This is a genomic window from Pelosinus fermentans JBW45 (assembly GCF_000271665.2).
GTDB classification, from domain to species: domain Bacteria; phylum Bacillota; class Negativicutes; order DSM-13327; family DSM-13327; genus Pelosinus; species Pelosinus baikalensis.
This window is the reverse complement of record NZ_CP010978.1, coordinates 249,403-269,134: the sequence shown is the minus strand read 5'-3', so window position 1 is coordinate 269,134 and position 19,732 is coordinate 249,403. Positions and strand designations below refer to the sequence as shown.

At 41.0% G+C, this 19,732-nt stretch carries 15 protein-coding genes; 2 read left to right on the top strand and 13 right to left on the bottom strand.

Annotation, left to right across the window (positions count from 1 at the left end; all coding sequences use genetic code 11):
- Positions 1 to 30 precede the first annotated feature (30 nt).
- The gene (gene dcuC, locus JBW_RS01000) at positions 31 to 1,395 is read right to left on the bottom strand and encodes a C4-dicarboxylate transporter DcuC (protein WP_007961157.1); all 1,365 of its coding nucleotides are present in this window, start codon (positions 1,393 to 1,395) and stop codon (positions 31 to 33) included.
- Positions 1,396 to 1,650: 255 nt separating this feature from the next.
- Here dcuC and JBW_RS00995 point away from each other — a divergent pair, with 255 nt between their 5' ends.
- Positions 1,651 to 3,621, top strand: coding sequence for a sigma-54 interaction domain-containing protein (locus JBW_RS00995; protein WP_007961155.1), 1,971 nt, complete (start codon positions 1,651 to 1,653; stop codon positions 3,619 to 3,621).
- A gap of 83 nt (positions 3,622 to 3,704) precedes the next feature.
- On the opposite strand, the gene JBW_RS00990 is transcribed toward JBW_RS00995, so the two are convergent.
- Complete coding sequence (locus JBW_RS00990; RefSeq protein WP_007961153.1) at positions 3,705 to 4,586, bottom strand: LysR family transcriptional regulator; 882 nt, start codon at positions 4,584 to 4,586, stop codon at positions 3,705 to 3,707.
- Positions 4,587 to 4,709: 123 nt separating this feature from the next.
- On the opposite strand from JBW_RS00990, the gene JBW_RS00985 reads away from it, so the two are divergent.
- A complete protein-coding gene (locus JBW_RS00985) occupies positions 4,710 to 5,711 on the top strand; it encodes a DMT family transporter (RefSeq protein WP_007961151.1) in 1,002 nt (333 codons plus the stop codon).
- A gap of 117 nt (positions 5,712 to 5,828) precedes the next feature.
- Here JBW_RS00985 and JBW_RS00980 read toward each other — a convergent pair whose 3' ends face one another.
- The 11 genes from JBW_RS00980 to JBW_RS00930 form a co-directional block, all read right to left on the bottom strand.
- Positions 5,829 to 7,289, bottom strand: coding sequence for a glycoside hydrolase family 1 protein (locus JBW_RS00980; RefSeq protein ID WP_007961149.1), 1,461 nt, complete (start codon positions 7,287 to 7,289; stop codon positions 5,829 to 5,831).
- Between the two features lie 2 nt (positions 7,290 to 7,291).
- Positions 7,292 to 9,142, bottom strand: a complete 1,851-nt coding sequence (locus tag JBW_RS00975; RefSeq protein WP_007961147.1) for a beta-glucoside-specific PTS transporter subunit IIABC — start codon at positions 9,140 to 9,142, stop codon at positions 7,292 to 7,294.
- A 207-nt stretch (positions 9,143 to 9,349) separates the two neighbouring features.
- Positions 9,350 to 10,159, bottom strand: a complete 810-nt coding sequence (locus JBW_RS00970; protein WP_007961144.1) for a MurR/RpiR family transcriptional regulator — start codon at positions 10,157 to 10,159, stop codon at positions 9,350 to 9,352.
- Positions 10,160 to 10,395: 236 nt separating this feature from the next.
- Positions 10,396 to 11,706, bottom strand: coding sequence for an amidohydrolase (locus tag JBW_RS00965; RefSeq protein ID WP_007961140.1), 1,311 nt, complete (start codon positions 11,704 to 11,706; stop codon positions 10,396 to 10,398).
- Between the two features lie 164 nt (positions 11,707 to 11,870).
- The gene (locus tag JBW_RS00960; RefSeq protein ID WP_007961138.1) at positions 11,871 to 12,485 is read right to left on the bottom strand and encodes a hypothetical protein; all 615 of its coding nucleotides are present in this window, start codon (positions 12,483 to 12,485) and stop codon (positions 11,871 to 11,873) included.
- A 228-nt stretch (positions 12,486 to 12,713) separates the two neighbouring features.
- Complete coding sequence (locus tag JBW_RS00955; RefSeq protein WP_007961135.1) at positions 12,714 to 13,472, bottom strand: TerC family protein; 759 nt, start codon at positions 13,470 to 13,472, stop codon at positions 12,714 to 12,716.
- 230 nt (positions 13,473 to 13,702) lie between these two features.
- On the bottom strand, positions 13,703 to 14,746 hold the full coding sequence (locus JBW_RS00950; RefSeq protein ID WP_007961134.1) for an Ldh family oxidoreductase: 1,044 nt from the start codon (positions 14,744 to 14,746) through the stop codon (positions 13,703 to 13,705).
- A 153-nt stretch (positions 14,747 to 14,899) separates the two neighbouring features.
- Positions 14,900 to 16,135 carry a lactate racemase domain-containing protein gene (locus JBW_RS00945; RefSeq protein ID WP_007961132.1) on the bottom strand — a complete coding sequence of 412 codons (1,236 nt, stop codon included), beginning with the start codon at positions 16,133 to 16,135 and terminating at the stop codon, positions 14,900 to 14,902.
- 22 nt (positions 16,136 to 16,157) lie between these two features.
- Positions 16,158 to 18,149: a methyl-accepting chemotaxis protein gene (locus JBW_RS00940; protein ID WP_007961130.1), complete on the bottom strand. Its 1,992-nt coding sequence runs from the start codon at positions 18,147 to 18,149 to the stop codon at positions 16,158 to 16,160.
- 106 nt (positions 18,150 to 18,255) lie between these two features.
- Positions 18,256 to 19,416, bottom strand: a complete 1,161-nt coding sequence (locus JBW_RS00935) for a UxaA family hydrolase (RefSeq protein ID WP_007961128.1) — start codon at positions 19,414 to 19,416, stop codon at positions 18,256 to 18,258.
- Positions 19,413 to 19,721, bottom strand: coding sequence for a UxaA family hydrolase (locus JBW_RS00930; protein ID WP_007961126.1), 309 nt, complete (start codon positions 19,719 to 19,721; stop codon positions 19,413 to 19,415). The genes JBW_RS00935 and JBW_RS00930 overlap by 4 nt, the downstream gene beginning before the upstream one ends.
- Positions 19,722 to 19,732: the final 11 nt, after the last annotated feature.

Genomic DNA, 19,732 nt, shown 5'->3' with positions numbered 1-19,732 from the left:
CCTCCTAAATTCTCTCTTTTCATAACGCTGCTATTTTACTAACAAAAAGGTGGCAATAAGATTTACAATCATAGCTCCTGCCATAGGAATGGCCGTACGTTTAACCACGTCAAATGGAGATACTTTGGCAATACCTGATACAGCTACAATAACAGCTGTTATTGGCGAAACACTGCGTGCTATACTTGCCGCAAATTGCATAGGCAGCAGCATTTGCACTGCATTTAATGACATCTTTGCAGCAACGGTTGGAGCCAGAGCGGCAAAAGCGAAAAATGGCGCATTGCCAGATCCCATAAGTATAGCAGAACCAGCAATAATCGCGGTCATTACGACAACCATGGCAGTACCTCCAAGCCCTGAGGATTGTGCAAATAAGATTAGAGTATCAATTGCTCCAATTTTTATTAGCCCTTCGGCAAAAGCCTGACCAGCAACAATTAGGGTTATGACTGTAGCAAATTGTACTCCCATACCATCAAAGAACACCTGAATACTGGAAAATATTTTTTTAGCATCTCTATAACGAATATACTCAAATAACATACTGATGGATATGCTGATCAGCATCGCTGTAACAACATCCATCTTAATTGTTGTGATACCAATTTTGCTGAACGTCAGTATTAATCCTAGAGGAATGATCGGCAATATGGCATATATAAGTGGCGGATACGCATCCTTACTTACATCTGCTAATAGCAACTCACTTTTTTCCACAATATGACCAGACTTCTTATCAAACCATTGTTGTACGAGATAGTGCAGTACAGCTACCACTACAACAATGCATATCCCTACCGGAATCTGATAATCGGTAAAATATGTTGCAATATCTATTCCGGCATTTTTTGCTGACAGCACACTATTGCCAGATGCCGGGCCGATATCAAGGGACTGGGTAGTGCCAATAGCCGCTACTGCACTTAACTTGCTTACTCCCAGACTGATAAGAATAGGATAAACGGTTACCATCAGCAACACTCCCAGTCCCGAGGCACTTGGAATAAATAAAGCCAGAATTTGACCTAGAATATAGGTAGCACTTAATACTAAGTAAGGAGCATGTATTTTACTTAACGGTTTAACAGCTAATTTTACAAGAACTTTACTGGCGCCAATCTCCTCCATATAACGCGCGAAACCAGCAACTGCCATGATCATCAGACCTAAACTGGCAGTTGTACTGCTGAAAGTATTCTTAATAAATTCATATATATCAAACCATGGGAGCCCAGTGCTGCTCTTTGCTGGCAAGATTTGACCAGTTCCTAATACAATAGCTCCAGCCATTAGCACTATTCCACCTAACAACAAGACCGTTTGTGCTTTGTAATTTTTAAAAACCAGATAACCAACAATAATAGTAACTATCAATGTAAACAAAAGTGCCATAAATTTAAACAACCTCCTACTACATAATTAGGTATAAACCAGATCATTTTTTTTAGACCATGTTATCTGCCTCCTTTCTTTTATCTACTACTGAACTTATGCAATATTCATACCAACTATAAACTATTCCACAACCTCTTCATCCTTAGTAGTACTGCGTAGAGGATTTAAGATACGGACGTAGAAAGGGAATGGGATAAAGCATCTCCAATCCCATTAATAATCCCTTTAATATTATTTGATTAGGAGGTATACATGAAAAGTCTAGCTATCGTTTCCCAGGGAAAAAACACATGTTTGGCACTACAAAAACAACTTAAAAATTTACTGGGCACTCGGGTAAGCATTCTAGGATATTATATCGATGGAAACATGGCTGATAATATTAGTGCCGACGTTGTAGTTGTTTCAGGTAAACACTCCTTTAAAGAAGCGCTGCCTCGGATTAACCCTAAATGTCCGATCATTCTAGCAAGACGTGCCATTAATTATCATGAGGTAGATCAATTATTTGATTTGCCAGCCAATACTGATGTTCTGCTTGTTAATGATCTTTTCTCTTCTGCTCAGGAGACCATCGCATTACTAACCGCTTTAGGTATCGATCATATAAAATATCATCCTTACGCTCCCGGCTTGAAGGATTACCCCCGCCTGAAAATAGCAATTACACCGGGTGAAGTTGATTTAATACCGTCATGTGCCGAACAAATCATTAACATTAAAACTAGAGTTATCGATATAACCACTCTAACTGAAATTCTTCAGAAATTATCCATTCTAGATGATAAAGCCAACTATCTCTCTGCAAACTATTTGCGAGACATTATCGGATTGATAAAAAAGAGCAAATCCAGCACAAGCATCAGTAATAAAATAAAAAATCAACTGCAAACGATTATTAATACCGTACACGACGGAATCATTGCAGTTGATAATGAGAAACGTATATCTGTATTTAATCCAGTAGCAGAAACATTATTTGGTTTGAAGGCTATAGAAGTTATCGGAAAAACGATTGACCAATTACCTGGCTGCAAAACGCTTACGCTGAGCAGTGAAAATGAAACCTTTGTTAAGGTAAACAACCACCATGTGATAGTGAATGTTGCAAAGGTTCACGAAGAAGATCCTGAATTAGGTACTGTATATTCCTTTAAAGATATTTCAGAAATTCAAAGACTAGAAGAAGAACTCAGACGCAAATTAGTAAGTCAGCTTCACGTTGCACGTTATACTTTTGCCCACATTCAAGGAAAAAGCCAGGAAATAAAACACACCTTAGAGCTAGCACGCAAAATGGCCGTATCTGATGCTCCCATCCTGATTCTAGGCGAAAGCGGCACAGGAAAAGAGCTTTTGGCCCAAAGCATTCACAATGCTTCACCACGAAAAAGTGGTCCGTTTGTCGCAGTAAATTTTGCAGCAATGACAGAAAATTTGTTAGAAAGCGAACTTTTTGGTTATGAGGAAGGTTCCTTTACCGGTGCTCGTAAAGGTGGATCTGCTGGTCTATTTGAACAGGCCCATAAAGGAACCATTTTTTTAGATGAAGTAGGCGATGCTCCTTTGCCCTTTCAGGTCAAACTGTTAAGAGTACTCCAAGAAAAGCAAGTCCGTCGTATCGGTGGATCACGAATTATTCCAATTGATGTTAGAGTCATTACCGCTACCAATAGGGATTTAAAAAAGCTAATTGCAAAAAATATTTTTCGCCAAGATTTATATTATCGTTTGAATGTCTTACCCATAAAGATGCCATCGTTAAAAGACAGAAAAGCAGATATTCTTCTACTGGCAGAAAAGTTCTACGATGTTCATTGCCGTCGGCAGGAAAATGCAATTCCGTCTGACATGTATTTTAGGCTTATTGCTTCCCACTTTTTTTCATATGACTGGCCCGGGAATATAAGAGAACTGCAAAATGTAATTGAATATCTTGTTACTATTTCTCCCTCTCGTCCTCCCTCGCCCGATATGCTGTCCGAAGAACTGCATTCAGATACGATCAACGTCCATGGGAATGGCTGTCACGATATCCACTCCCTAATTCTCACCACAATAGCTAAATGTAATGAACAGGAAACATCCATTGGTCGAAGATCATTGGCTGCAGCGTTAGCACTGCCAGAGAGTGTGGTAAGAAAGTCACTAACTTGCCTACAACAGGAAGGATTTATTCAGGTCACTAAAGGCAGAAAAGGGTTGTTAGTTTCTAAACCCTAGAGTGGAAGTTTCCCCTTAGACATTTTCACTTCCCGAAAGATTCAACTAACAATCCCACATCATCATAATAAGATTACGCTGTATTACTTGAGAAGCGTAGCTTTTAACAAATCCAAGAAGTGCTTACTGCTAGCAGACAATTTGTGATTTCTCGCCCAGACAATTACCGTTTGTGTCGATACGGTGGGCTCCACAATGGTTTTATACGTCAGTTCAGAATCAGAAATGAGTTCCTGGGTAGACTTTGGCACTAAGGCCATGCCAATTCCTAGTTTCGTCCATATTATATTGAGTAAAATCCCATCACTTATACATACAATATTTGGTTTAAATCCGGCTTTTCTGCACCATTCAACGAACATAGCTTTCCACCTTAGTGGAATAATTAATGGTTGGGTAGCAAGCTCAATCAGCCGAATCTTTTCAGGATCCTCGCCACAAGAATATCCATCTCTTTTCATCGCAATTACTAATGGCTCATCGGGCAAAGTGATTGATTCATATATTTCTAGACTAAAGGGAGCTCGTATAATGCCAATTTCAATGACTCGATTATTTAGCAGCTCTAAAATACGATTACCATCCCCTTCCCATAGCTGGAATGTAACCTTCGGGTATAAGTTATGAAATTGATGCAGCAGGTTTGGAAGCAATGTAGCTCCCGATGTACTCACCGTACCGATTGACAGCGCACCAACTAAGCCTGAATTCAACTCTGTAATTTCTTTAATTGTACCATCGACTAACCCTAATATTTGCTCTACCCGCTCTCGTAATAACTCCCCTGCTTCTGTCAGCCTTATTCTACGACTTCCGCGCTCAAACAATTGAACTCCGAGATTATCTTCTAACTGTTTCATCTGCTTGCTAAGGGGTGGCTGCGCTATATTAAGCCGCTTCGCTGCATTACTGATATTTCCTTCCTCAACGATGGCATAAAAGTTTTTCATATCCCGAATATCCATTTTTTCTCACCTCGTACTATATATTTTCAGTATAGGACGTATATTTTATTAATAATTTTATTATAGTTTGCGTCGTGCTATAATTGCAACAAATATGATTAGTAACGACTGGGAGTGATTGTAGTGAATGACCAAACTACTCTTTATAACAACTTTAACATCAAAGGGATTGCATGTACTAAACCTTCTCCTTGGAAAAAATTTCATAATATCTATCTGCTTTTAATGACTGTACCTATATTTCTTGGAACATCATATGTTGCAGCTAAAATTGGAATGCGTGACTTTCTTCCTTTGAACCTGGTTATTTTACGGTTTGTAATTGCATCTTTAGTATTTACTCTCATTCTTTTGCTTAAAAAGGGAACTAGCTGCATTGATAAAAAGGATATACCTCAGTTCTTCCTGCTTGGCTTTTTTGCTATTACTTCATTTTTCTATATTCATTATACAGGTTTGCAATATACAACCAGTACAAATGCTGGTCTTATTATGGCAACTACCCCGGTCTTTGCTGCTTTATTCTGCATCATTACCAAAAAAGAAAAAGTGACTACTCGCAGCAGGTTAGGGATATGTATTGCTTTTTTTGGTGTTCTGCTAGTCATAAGCCAAGGACAATTTGGCAGCATATTCCACCCAAAGACCCTCTTAGGAGATGGTTTACTGGTTCTAAATGCACTAGTTTGGGCCTGGTTTACTCTTAAAGGTAAAACAGTGTTAGAAAAGTATAGTCCATTTATCGCAATGGCTTATATTCACATATTTGGAACCATTCTATTACTGCCATTTGCAATTGTTCCAACAGTATTAGCCGAAACAACATTGCTGCAGCAACTTCCCACAGTTAGCCATGCGACCCTTTTAGCCTCAGCATATTTAGCTATTTTTTGCTCCGTTTATTCATACTTTATCTGGTATCTGGGAATCGCAAAGATTGGTGCCGTAAAAACAGCAATCTTCAGCTATTTTAATCCAATTATGGCTACACTAGCTGGCATAATGATTTTTGATGATAAACTGACTCTATCTATTGTTTTAGGCGGCTTATTTGTCATTCTAGGTGTATATATCACCAATCAAAAGAACGCCATCTCCTTAGGCAAGGCTATTTCTACCAAGTAGAAAATTGTATGTACTTGAATGCGAGTAAGGATAAAAACTCCTGCAAAGCTTTACTTTGCAGGAGTTTTTATCACTCTTATAATTATTCGATGCACTCTATTTTGTACTATCTGTTTACTAAAATAAATCTTTTCCGTTTGACTCAATCACCTTTTTGTACCAGTCAGCAGATTTCTTTTTGCTTCTCGTATACGTTCCATTCCCCATATCATCTAAATCTACATAAATGAATCCATAGCGCTTGCTCATCTGACAAGTAGACATGCTAACCATATCGATACATCCCCAAGGGGTATATCCCATGACATCTACGCCTTCCTCAATAGCATCTGCAATCGCCTGAATATGATCTCTAAAATATTCAATACGATAATCATCTAAGATACTGCCGTCTTCTTCTACTTTATCATTATAGCCTAAGCCGTTTTCTACAATAAAAAGCGGTTTATGATAGCGGTCGCACATTTCAATCAAGGAGTATTGCAGCCCCTTAGGATCAATCTGCCAACCCCATTCTGTAATATCCAAATATGGATTTTTTACGCCAGTTGCCAGATTGCCATTCACCTTTTCTTTTTTGTCTGCATCAATGCTGGCTACCATAGACATATAATAACTGAAGGATACAAAATCTACCGGATAGCATTTTATAATCTCTTCATCGCCAGGTTCCATTTTGATATTAATATTTTTACGTCTCCACTCATTCTTTGCATATTGCGGATATTCACCAAATACCTGTACATCACCAAAAAAATAGTTTTCCCGATTTGTCTTTAACGCAAGCATACAATTGTCAGGATGACAATTCTCCGGATAGTTCAACGTTCTTGTCATCATGCATCCCATTTGTGCTTTAGGCATAATTTGATGAAGATACTTTGTCGCCAAAGCACTTGCTACAAACTGATGGTGCAGCGCCTGATAAATAACTTCTTCTTGCTTTTCTGCGGGATAATTCTCCGTTACAATTCCAGTTGTAGTAAATGGGTGACGAAAAGCACTGTCAATCTCATTGAATGTCAACCAGTAGTTAACAAGTCCTTTGTACCGTTCAAACACAACTTTACAAAATTTCAGAAACATATCTACAACCGGTCGTTGATACCACCCCTCATATTCAATACTTAAATACAATGGCATTTCATAATGATGAAGCGTTACCAAAGGCTCAATCTTTCTCTTTTTCATTTCACGAAATAAATCTTCATAGAAGAGCAGGCCTTTTTCATTCGGAGCCTGTTCGATTCCCTTGGGAAAGATTCTTGTCCACTGAATCGATACCCGCAGAACCTTAAATCCCATCTCCGCAAATAAATCTAAATCTTCTTTATAGCGATGGTAGAAATCAACACCATGTCGTTTCCCATATTTTGCGATATCATCGCTCTCCATGGCACGGCGGATATCTTCATTTGTAATACCATGCTGTGCCTTATAGTCTTTCGGGTCTAGATTAGCCTTATAGGTACTGCAGTCAGCTACCGACATGCCTTTGCCATCTACATTCCATGCTCCTTCACACTGATTCGCAGCAGTTGCGCCGCCCCAGAGAAATCCTTCTGGAAATTTGTTCATAGTTATTCCTCCTTCAACTTAACTTCTAACACTTCAGACATCGTTGTTACTTTCCCATAAGCTGCTATATGAATCGATTCTATCTGACTCATATTTGTTATGCACATCATAGTTGTAATATCATATCCAGCTGAGATTATGAAATCCTTATCAAACTCGACCAGCTTCTGCCCAATTTCCACAGTGTCCCCTTGTTGCACCGTGGTCTTAAAGCCCTTTCCTTCCAAGTCAACCGTATTAATGCCAATATGCATTAATATCTCCACTCCATCTATAGTCCTCATACCAACCGCATGTCCGGTAGGGAATATGGCTTCCACTGTACCTGCCATCGGCGCAAACAAGGCTCCCTCTTCTGGAAGGAAGGCAATCCCATCACCCAGAGATTTCCCTGAGAACACAGGATCATTTACACTAGCAAGCGCTATACTGCAACCATTGACACAGGCATTTAAAGTCAATGTGTTTTTTACAGCCGGCGTCATTTCTTCTTCAATTTCCTCATCCATACCTAATATATAAGTCAAAATGGCTGTAATGCCAAATGCCATGGTAATACCAACTAGATAGTAGGCGAAGGTTTCACCAACAAATGCTGGCAGCGTAGTCAATGCAGGGAAAACATATACATATGCTTTTGTCTTCATCATTCCCATGAACATTCCAGCTGCCGCACCACCAATCGTCTGTGCAATCAATGGTTTTTTATATTTTACGGAAATACCATATACAATCGGTTCTGTTATACCACCCAATAAAGCAGGTATAATTGCTGATAATGCAAAAGCCTTGTTTTCTTTTTGGCGCAATCGCAAAAAGGCTCCAAATGCAGCTCCAGCACTGGCAAAAGTTGCAGCAGCTACCATCGGACGGATTACATCATAACCATAGTTTGAAATATTACTAATCATAATAGGAACAATGCCCCAATGAATACCGAACATTACTAGATAGGTCCAGCTGCCACCAACCAATCCTCCCGTCACCATGCCCGCTTTATCACTTAACATATTAACACCATCACCGATAAAGTTTGCAGCCGTGACGCCAAGCGGTCCGATAACAATCATGCTAAGTGGTACCATAATCAACAGAGCAAGCATGGAAGTAGCAAAGAGATCGATACTCTTTGGAATAAATGATTTCAATATCTTTTCCAGTTTTGAATAAACATAGATAGAAACAATTGCCGGTATCAGAGTTCCGGTATAGCTCATCAATACTACCGGCATCCCCAAAAAGCTTACCGTATCACCAGGAGTCTTCATGAGCTTTGTAAAATTCGGTTCCATTAACGCCGCAACAATTGCTAACGAGATGTAAATATTTACATTAAATGCCTTTGCCGAACTGATTGCTAAAAACAAAGGCAGAAAATAAAAAACGCTGTTGCTCGCTGCTGACAAAATGGCATAAGTACTACCTGCTTTGTCTATCCAGTTCAATATGACAAAGATACTGAGCAACGCTTTTATCATACCGGCTCCAGCCAGCGCCGTTACAACGGGATTTACAATAGATGACATGATGTTGAGTGCTCTTGTCAGTACATTGCCGACTTGCTTATCTGTTTTTTTCTCTATCTGCTGCTGCGCTTTTATCGAATACAAGCGTGATATTGTATCAAACACGTCTGCAACAGCATTGCCGATTACGATTTGATACTGTCCGTTGCCAATAACAACAGATAAGACCCCGTTAAGTTTTTTGATTGCTGCTGTATCGGCTTTGCTGTCATCCTTTAACAAAAAACGTAATCTTGTAACACAATGGTAGAGGTCTGAAACATTGTTTACTCCGCCTACATTTTCAACAATTTGTCTTGCCAAATCATCGTAATTCTTTTTTGCCATAAAGCTCATCCCCTCTTTTCCATGTTTTTTGTTTTATTTATCTAAGCGCCTGAACGAGTTCTTCTATAAACAACGATAACATAAAAACACAAAAAGGCTTAAAATTTTCTATTTTGTGAACTATCTGATATCCCTTTGCACCTTAAAAATAAAAACCATGCCGTAGCTTTCAACAAGGCATGGTTTCTCTAACTATATTCGGTGTTTCTATTCTCCCTGATTACGAACAAAATAGCGATATCGATGCGTAATCACATCTGTGAGCAGCTGAAACATAATACTATGTGTCTGGATATTCGTCGTATAGCAAATCGGTATGCATAAATCGACTCTAGGGTCATCCTTCATCTTCTCATTGGAAGTGATCAGCACTACTTTTGCCTTTGTTTTGTAAAAACAACTTTTTTTCGGTTTTCCCTCAGACATTCGATACTTATCTATATAATCTCCCGAATTGGAAAAGATAATAATTAAGGTCTTTTCATCTGCATTCATAATATATTCATCTTGCTTCACATCATTTAAGTGTGTAACAATAAATTTTTTATTATAAGCCAACTTGGTCTGTAAATCCAAAGCTGCTGTTTCTGAATAGAGCAGTCCAAAGGCAGCTACATACTTATAAGAAATCAAATCCAGTGCCAACTCATCAATACTTTCCATATCTAAAGAATTCTCAAAATTAACAATATCATCTTTAATAATATTTAAATAAGAATCAATGCCATTGTTATCTAAATATCCCATAATGTTTTTATTATAATTTAAATCATTGCGATATTTGTTTTCAATAAACGGAGCTGCTGCGACAAACTCTTTATAATCTTCAAATCCTATTGCACGAACAAATTTTGAAATCATAGACTTAGATACAGCACATAATTCTGCAATTTCTGCAATATACATTGTATTGATTCTGTCCAAATTAACAAGTAATGTAAATGCAATATGATAATAAATCGAATCTAATTTCTCATCATTTAAAATAACCAATAGCCGATTTAGCAAAATACTCATCCTTATCTCCCTCTCTAGAAATATTTTATGCTGACAGAACATATACCTTTATGATTTTCATTCCCCCATGACACTAGATTCCCCTGCGGTACAATTATCAAACCATTATGTCGTGGTAAAAATACCTTCCGATTTTTTAAAGGCATCTCAAACACCTCATTTGCCATGAAATTAATAAACTCCTGCAAGTTCTCTCTTTAGAGTCCCTACAGGAGTTTACTAACTCATTTATCCGTTCAACGTTTTTTTTGCAAAAGATCCGATACCGCTAATGCCAAAACTGTCACAGCGTTTGATAAGGCAGCTTCATCAAAATCAAATGCCCCATCATGGTGCCCGGCAGCTCGATTAATTCCGACCATAGCATATCCGCCTTGTCCGCCGCGTTCTTGAACCCGCTCTAAAAAGCATGTGAAATCCTCGCTGGCTCCCAAACTGCCACGGTCCTCAATCACAGCAAACAAACCCGAAGACTCTGCCGCCTGCCGCAAGCGATTTGCAATAGCAGTATCACTTTGACCGCCGGAAGCTCCGCCCATTTCACGAATAGCTACGGTTACGCCTTGTATGGCAGCAGCTCCGTGAATGATTCGCAGAGCTTCTTCCTGCATAAAGCAATTAATCGCTGAAGTTTCTCCGCGAGTTTCCAGTTTTAAAACCGCTCTATCAGCAATCACATTGCGCCCGCTGCCTGCTTCCAATACTCCAACATTAATACGCGATACACCGGCAGCATGACGGGGAATCCCATGCAGACTGATGGCAGCATGAGCCGCAGCAAGCAATGCATTGCGTCCTTCCTGTGGTGCTGCTCCGGCATGAGCCGGCACACCAGAAAAATAGGCATCAAATTTTGTAGTAGCTAAAAAACCGTCAGTACCACAAATAAAGCGATCACTGCTCCCAGCCAAGAAACCTAAATGCATGCCAAATAAATACTCAACATCATCAACGACTCCAGCTTCAACCATTGCCTTGGCTCCTCGCACCCCTTCTTCGGCTGGTTGAAAAATCAGTTTGACGGTTCCACAAAGATTGGCTTTTTGTTCTTTTAATATTTTTGCCACTCCCAGCCCAACAGCTGTATGTCCGTCATGACCACAAGCATGCATGACACCAGCATGAAGAGAGGCAAACCCCTCTTGCCAAGGCCGGTGCTTCTCATCTGTTTTTTCCTGCACATCATTAGCATCCATATCAAAACGCAGCGCCACTATAGGACCGGGACGACCAGTATATAGTGTGCCAACGACACCTGTTTTTCCACCTGCCATACTCTCAACCACTGTACTGTCCGCGCCTTCTTCGATTGCCCTCTTTGAACTGTTTTCAAGAACATCCTGAGTCGGCACCCCCATCATAGCAGCCTCTTCAACAACCTTACTACCATATTGAACATCATAACCAAAACTGTTCAATACTTTCACCACTCTGTCAGCAGTACGAAACTCAGTCCAGGCCGCCTCCGGATATCGGTGAAAATCTCTTCTCCAATCAATAATTTGCCCTTCCATCTGCTTCACGGCTTCTTTAATATCTACGTTCATTGTTCCACCTTCCTCGTTATCTTCTCTATAAATACTAACAAAAACATTTACAGATCTTACTCCATTATAACATGATCGATTTGATTTCTTAATTTTTCGGGAAATTTCCTAGGAAATAAAAAATCCCGATCAGCAATTTTGCCAGTCGGGATTGATTTAAAATCTTATAAGTTACTCTTTATTTTTTCATTGGCATCATCCATTGCCTGGTTTAACGCCTTTGTAATTGGATCTTTGTAACCAACATCTCCAAACACTGTTTTATTTTCCGACAGTCCCGTCACTTGGAATGAAGAGACTTTATCCTTTTCTGCGTTATAAAATTTGTAACGCAGCTTTGCTTTTGTGACTACTTTAGCTTGAAAAAAACTCATATGTCTTGTAGTTATTAATTGTGATATCTCCATGGCAATCACATAATCCGCATTCGTTTCCTTCGCAACAGAAGCTAAGATATCTTTTTCAGCAAGCTCCTGATTTGAAACATCATAGCCCGTACTATTTAGAGCCTTTTGTACCTCTTCCAAGGGAATGATTTGAAAATTTTTGTTGGAATAGTGTTCCGTATATTTTCCATCCACAATTTCTTGTATGTAGCCTTTCTTTTCTTCTGTAGAGTTAATATAAGGAACGATAGCGAGACGATAGGATGTCTTAGCAGTTGATTGAACAGCATCGTTGTGTGTGTCTTGCGGAGTAGTCATCTCTTCAGCAGACACAATAGCAACCATTGACATTACAAAAAGACATAGAATTGCAATAATCGATATTTTTTTCATAATTCCACTCCATTTACTTATTTAATCCGTGTTAATTATACCTTTATTAATAGTCAAATTTTGTCGAATGGAGAAGAAAACTAAAATATATCATTCAAAAATCCGCCTTTGGGTTCTCTTTTTTTCGAGACAAACATCAATTTTTACTTATTTGCCTATTAAAATACAAACTCCTGCAAGGTCATATCAGATTTTGCAGGAGTTTCATCGATTTTTTACCAATTCTCTTTATTCTTTTACCTCTATCGGCTTTGAGAAAAACCAGCCGCCAAGACAAATCAGGAGAAATCCACTCCAGAAAATAAGCTTCCATTCTACTGAACCAGAAAATCCTGCATCCAGCCATGCAACTCCCGGATGTGACAGCGTATAAACAGCCAGCTTAACACCTACCCAACCGACCAACAGATACGCCGTGGTTTCCAAACCCGGCTTACGAAGCAGGATATCCACAAACCACTGGGCGGCAAAGCGCATTATTACCAGACCGACGAATCCGCCAGCGAAAACAACCATAAAATGTCCACCGTCGAGTCCTCCAATGCTTGGCAGTGTAGTTTTCGGCAAACTAACAGCCAATGCAACTGCTGCCAGAATGGAGTCTGCTGCAAAAGCAATATCCGCGATTTCCACCTTTATCACGGTATTCCAGAAACCTGCTCCCTCCGCAGCAGCCGAATTAACTTTCCCTCCATTGCTGCACACAACAGATTTATATATATGATTGAGACTTAGGAAGATCAAATAAAGCGCTCCTACCGCTTGCAGTTGCCACCATTCGATCAACATCGATATTGCAAACAAAGATGCCGCGCGAAAAACAAATGCTCCTGCCAACCCGTACATCAGAGCCCTCTTGCGCTCTTCAACCGGCAAATGTTTAACCATGACCCCCAGAACGCAGGCATTGTCAGCGGCCAATATCCCTTCCAAGAAAATGAGAATCACAAACATCCAAACATACTCTACTACAATTGTAAAATCCAATTCTTATCCCTCCCTTTTATACATCAAAAAAGACCCCGCCTATAGAAAGAGACAATTTAATTGCTCTTCTCATAGGCAAAGGTCTCGCATACAACTTGCATTGCCAGAAAGCCGGAGTCTGCACTCGTATTGACGGCTTACCTGTATTTAGCTACTCCCCTTTGCAGGAGGCTTTATTGAGTTATAATTTATTATATAGGTAATAAAGGTATTTTGTCAAAAATAATTCTTTAACCTTCTATTAGCGGACTAACACCCAGCTCCTGTGCCACTGTATTTAAGTTCTTAACTATAGAAGTACTAATTAAAATACCGTTAAGACTCCGTTCGTCAGCGGTCTGTTTTTCGATTTCACCTGGCAAATATATACGTTGGATACCATCTGCGAGTTTGGCACCAGTTACCATACTGATCAATTCCTCCATCCTCTCGTAGAAGCCTTCCGCCCCAAAGAGTTCTATGTCAATAGCCCACATAAAAGCTCCAACGCCAGCCCGGTCTGTACCTTTTCCCAGCATACCGCAAATTTTATTGCCAAAATTTGCGCCGGAGAGAACTCCGGAAAAAATATCAGCGAACAAAGCTAGTCCATAGCCTTTTGGTCCACCTACAGGAAGTAAATAGCCTCCAAGGGCTGCCTTTGGATCAGTCGTAGTATACCCATCTTTATCCAAGGCCCACCCTTCAGGAATAGATTCGCCTTTTTCCGCTGCTAAAAGAATTTTTCCTTTAGCCACTACGGAAGTTGCCATATCAACAACTACAATATTTTCTCCTGGAGATGGAGCACTAAAGCAAATGGGATTCGTACCTAATACGGGCTCTCTTCCTCCCCATGGGGGCATATTGGGTGAGGAGTTGGTTGTGACAAATCCTGCTAATCCGTTTTCAGCAATCATTCTAGCATAGTAGCCGCATGCTCCGATATGATTTGTATTCTTAATGGCTACAGCACCTACACCATGGAGCTTCGCATTATTTATTACTTCACGAACAGCCATAACAGCCCCAGGCTGTCCCCAACCATTATTTCCATCAACAAGAGACACAGCTTTTTTATTCCACTCGATAAATGGTGGATTGGAAGCTTCTAACCTGCCCGCTTTAGCTGCTTTAATATAGGATGGTATTCTAAGAGCACCATGGGTTTCAAGTCCATGTAAATCAGCGTCAATCAAAGCATCAGCTGTAATACCAGCTTCTTCTGGCGGCGTATTCACGGCCTGTAGAAGAGTAACGTAAAACTCTCTTAGGGTATTCGCTTTAATTCTCATATAAAGCCTCCATTGTTATGATGTCAGTTCATAGGAATTCGATAGTAATCATCAATTTCTAAACCAATATCCACACTTCATCTGTTATCTATAGTTGTACATAAAAATCAGATACTCAACAGATTATGGCTCCTTGGACTGCTTTCAATACAACTATTCCATGATTTCCAATAAACTATTACCTGCGATGAATGGTAACATATTTTCAGACAGCCAAATTTCACTGAGGTGAAGGGTATCTTTGATGCGGACAATACACGGTCCATTTTCATCAATATTGCGGCAGCACTTTATGGCAGCAATCAGTGCTTCCCGTTCAGTTTCCATGGTTATGGGGATGCGTCCTCCTGCAGGATTGCGGGCAGCAATCTGATTGGCATAGGTAGCCATGAAGTCGATTTTATCAAAAGCCGTTTTCGTTATAAAATCAGCGGTACCTATACCCGTTGCGTTACCATGGGTCCCCTTTGAAAGATCAAGCACGACGATGCGCTCAATTGTCGGACCAACATAGCCAGCTACTTCCCCAAATGCTGAGTGCCTTCCGATTATGTTCGGATCCATCCCTGGACCACTAATGTTTTTACCAATTTGTTCAACTAATAAAACGTCAATCTTCGGAAGCAGCAATGCTGGCAGCAATGCTTTAGCTTTGATCAGTAATTCCTGTTCTTCCTTTAATAGCTCGTCTTTGACAAGAGCTTTAACGAAGGCAGTCTGATCAAAAGCATTTTCTACAATGGCTAATCCAAAACCAAAGTTGGCTTTTTCCATGAAAACCTCAGCAACCGAAACCAATGCACTACTAAAGCCTGAACGCGCCTCTTGATGCAATCGCGAACATCCCACATGCTTACCTAGACCGATAGCCATCATCTTGCAAATGCCGCTTTCAATAGGTCCCCTAAAACCCGTATGAGGCTTAACCCTGTTAATCAATACAACCATATCAGCAGCAAGCGCATGTTTATCCATATAAGCTGGGATACCATTGGGAGTGAACCCTAGCAAAACTACCTCCATGGAAGACTTGATCGGAACACCCATTGCCTGCTCTGTTACCCCGTAGCCGCTTAAAACCTCTAGTTGTCCATCTGCCGTAGCACCACCGTGACTTCCCATCGCAGGAACAATGAACGGGAATGCCCCAAGTTCTTTAAGATAGTTTACTGTCTCTTTCACAATTTTACTGAGGTGATTGATTCCGCGACTCCCTACCGCAACAGCAATGGACTGCCCCGGTTTAATAAGGGATTTTATTTTGTCTTGCTTTAATTCCTGTCGAATTGCCTCCTCGATATTCAATATGTGCTCATCTTTAAACTTTTGCCGAACTTTGATCATTCTTGGCAATTGCATTTTGAGATCTTCTTCGAGTAGTATCGGCATAGTACTTCCCCCTTTTATAATCTCACTGAATTTTGAAGTTGGAAACCATCATCTGCAATTCACTGGCTGTCTTAGCCAATGCCTCTGCTGCGCTGGCAATTTCCTCCATGGAGGCGGTCACTTCCTCGGTAGCTGCAGCCGTGGTCTGCGCACCGGCACTGGCTTCTTTGGCAATCACCGCTACCTGCTCGGTACTGCTGATCATGTGCTGCATGCCTTGAAGTTGCTGCTTGCTGTCAGTATTAATGTCACGAACCATGCTTACACTCTTGCTAATCTGTTCCATAATATCCTGCAATGCCTGCCCCGCTGTCTGGACTACATCAACACCTTCGTTAACCTTGTTGTTGCCGCTATCCATCGCCTGGATCGCTTTATCGGTTTGCTGCATGATCTCTCCGACAATCTGTGCAATCTGTTCCGTTGCTCGTTGGGATTGTTCGGCCAACTTTCGAACTTCTTCAGCCACTACAGCAAAGCCCCTTCCCTGCTCACCCGCACGGGCTGCTTCAATCGCGGCATTAAGCGCCAATAAATTGGTTTGCCCAGCAATACCGCTGATAACATCGACGATTTGCCTAATTTGCTTGCTCTTCTCCCCTAGTCCAGTGATCACTCCTGACGTCAGAGAGGTTACCTCCTTGATCTCTTTTATTTTCTCCACCGCATTATGGGCTGCTTTTCTGCCACGCTCTGCATCCTTAGCCATATCATCTGACAAAGTAAACGCCGACATCGCTTTATCTGCTACTCCTTTAGATCCTTGTGTCAAATCACCAACTACCCGCAGTGTATTTTCGATCTCTTCCATCTGTCTTTGCGATCCTTGGGCAAAATCGGTCATAGTGACGGCTACTTGATTGGTAGCCCGCTCAGCTTCATTGGCTGTAGAGGAAAGCTCCTGGGAAGATGCTGCTACCTGATCTGCATTATTGATTACCCCGCGAATAAGCTGCTGCAGATCTTTCGCCATCATATTAAAGGCCAAAGACAACTGCCCCATTTCATCTTGGGTAGATACATTAGCTATAGCAGTTAAATCACCTTTCGCCAATTTACTAGTAACACCCACCAGCTCCCTGATAGGCCTGGTGATAACTCCAGCCACAAAAACGCCTACCAGCACCGCAAGCAAGATAGCAATCAGCGTGAAAATAATGCCTGTCACTTTTACCTTGCTTGCACCAGCCATGGCCTCATCCATCGGCTGCTGAACGACTACCCCCCAGTTACTCAGTACAACATTGCTGTATCCTGCCAAGATCTTTCCCTCTTGCATATCGTAAGATATCGTGCCGCTTTTGCCACTGAGAGCTTCCTGAACTGGCGAAAGATGACTGACATCAGCCATGTCCTTCATCAATGCCTGATCTGGATGAACAATAACTTTGCCTTGACGATCCACGAGGAAAGCATATCCGGTCTGTCCACTTTTAGTCGCAAGAATATTTCTGGTTAAATTGTCAAAATCAATGACTCCTAATAGTGCCCCTATTACACTTTTCTGTGCATCCTTAATTGGTACAGCAATAACCAGCGCGGCTTTCCCCGTACTATTGCCTATTTGAATGTCAGAGATAGCATAATCTGCCCCTTTAAGTATTTTTTGAAAATACTCTCTATCCCAATTCGAAGCCAAGGCACCTTGGGTTCTTACCTTATGGATGCCCTTAGTATCATTAACGATGATCGTACTAATTCCCTTAGATCGTTCCTCTATTTTTTTCATAATGGGCAGTTGTTTGACCGGGTCCATTGATTGTATTTCAGCAGTATCGGCCATAGCCTGCAGCAACTCAATATTAAATGCCAGCGAGACATTTAAGTCCTCGGAAAGCGATCTGGCTACTTTTTCATTGTCATCATATACCGATTCAATTAAAGCTGATTGACTTAGATACGATGTAACCATCGTAGTCAAAATGAGCGGAACAGCTGCAATTAATACAAAAAAAATGATCAGCTTTTTCTTTAAATTAAGACCACCGCCAATGATTGTCTGTAGATTTAGCATTATCTCTTTCCCCTCTCCTGACTATAAGTAAATATTTAAGATAGCCTGAAAGCGTCCGAAATGCTCAGACGCTCATTAGTGTTTAGCTTAAGTCATAATTTAAAATCTAAATAACAGGCCCTTGCATGTAGATGTCCATTGAATTAACATAGCCAAAGATTTCAGCCTTAGTCATCGTTCCCGAACCTATGCGCACCAGTTCTTTTAGTATGCGCTCTCCTGCATCAGGAATGGTGTCTCCACCATCAATTACTGCACTCAGATCCATATCAATATGATCGCTCATCTTCTCGACAGCAGTACGACTGCCAGTGATCTTGAGAACTGGCACGAATGGGAAACCTTGTGGAGCTCCTCTGCCTGTAGCAAACACAATAACATTACAGCCCGCTGCAGCCAGACCAGTAAGAATTTCCGGCTCCCGGCCTGGTGAATCCATGACTACTAATCCTTTCACGGTAGGCCGTCCTCCATATTCATATACCGCCTGTATCGGTGCAGTTCCCGCTTTTGCAATAGCCCCTAAGGACTTTTCTTCAATAGTGGTAAGCCCCCCCTTAATGTTACCACCTGTAGGTTGCCCACCTCGAATATCTTCACCTACCGCCATGGCACGTTTTTCCATGCGGTCTACCAGTTCAAAAATGCCCTGTGCCACTGTCTCATTGACAGCATGATTAGCCAGGATATGTTCAGCGCCAATGAATTCTGTCACTTCACCCAGAATTGATGTGCCACCAGCAGCCACCAAGAGATCAGAAGCCACACCGATAGCCGGATTAGGCACTAACCCCGAAGTAGTATCTGAACTGCCGCATTTCATGCCCAGAACCAATTCGCTGATTGGGAAGGGTTCCCTTTCCTGTAGAGATGCCTCACGAACCATTGCCTGGGCCAATAATATCGCTTCTGCAGTAGTACGTGTCGCACCACCGGTCTCTTGGACAACGAGATGTTCTACTCGTTTTCCGCTAGTTCTAATGCCTTCAATTACTTCAGTAAGATTGGTACTTTCACATCCTAGACTAATGAGTATTACCGAATGAAGGTTAGGGTTTTTTCCCAGAGCCGTAAGTGTACGGTTTACAATCCCTATATCCAGCATCGTCTGGCAGCACCCTTGATGATGAGTGAAGCGGGCTGTCCCCTGTACCTGACGAACAATATTCTCTACTACCTCATTTACACACACTACTGCAGACAAGATGCCCACATAATTACGTGTACCTACGGTACCATTTTTCCGTCTATATCCCATAAAATTCATGATTCATCCTCCTTTGTCTTCAGGTCACCGCGTCCACGAAGACTTTCAATGTTCTGTATATGAGCATGATAGCCAACTCCGATATCTGTTGTCGCCCGCCCGATGATTTGGCCATATTTAAAGATTTTTTCTCCCAACTGAATAGGCTTCAATGTAAATTTATGTCCATAGGGAATATCCTCCTGCAATATGATATGGCAAATATCGTGATTGAGTCGAACTGCCGCTTCTTGGCCTACCTTAAGATCCTGTACGGCAGTAGCCACATTATCTGTCGTATGTAGAGCGATTGCATCAATAGCCATCTTTTTTTCCT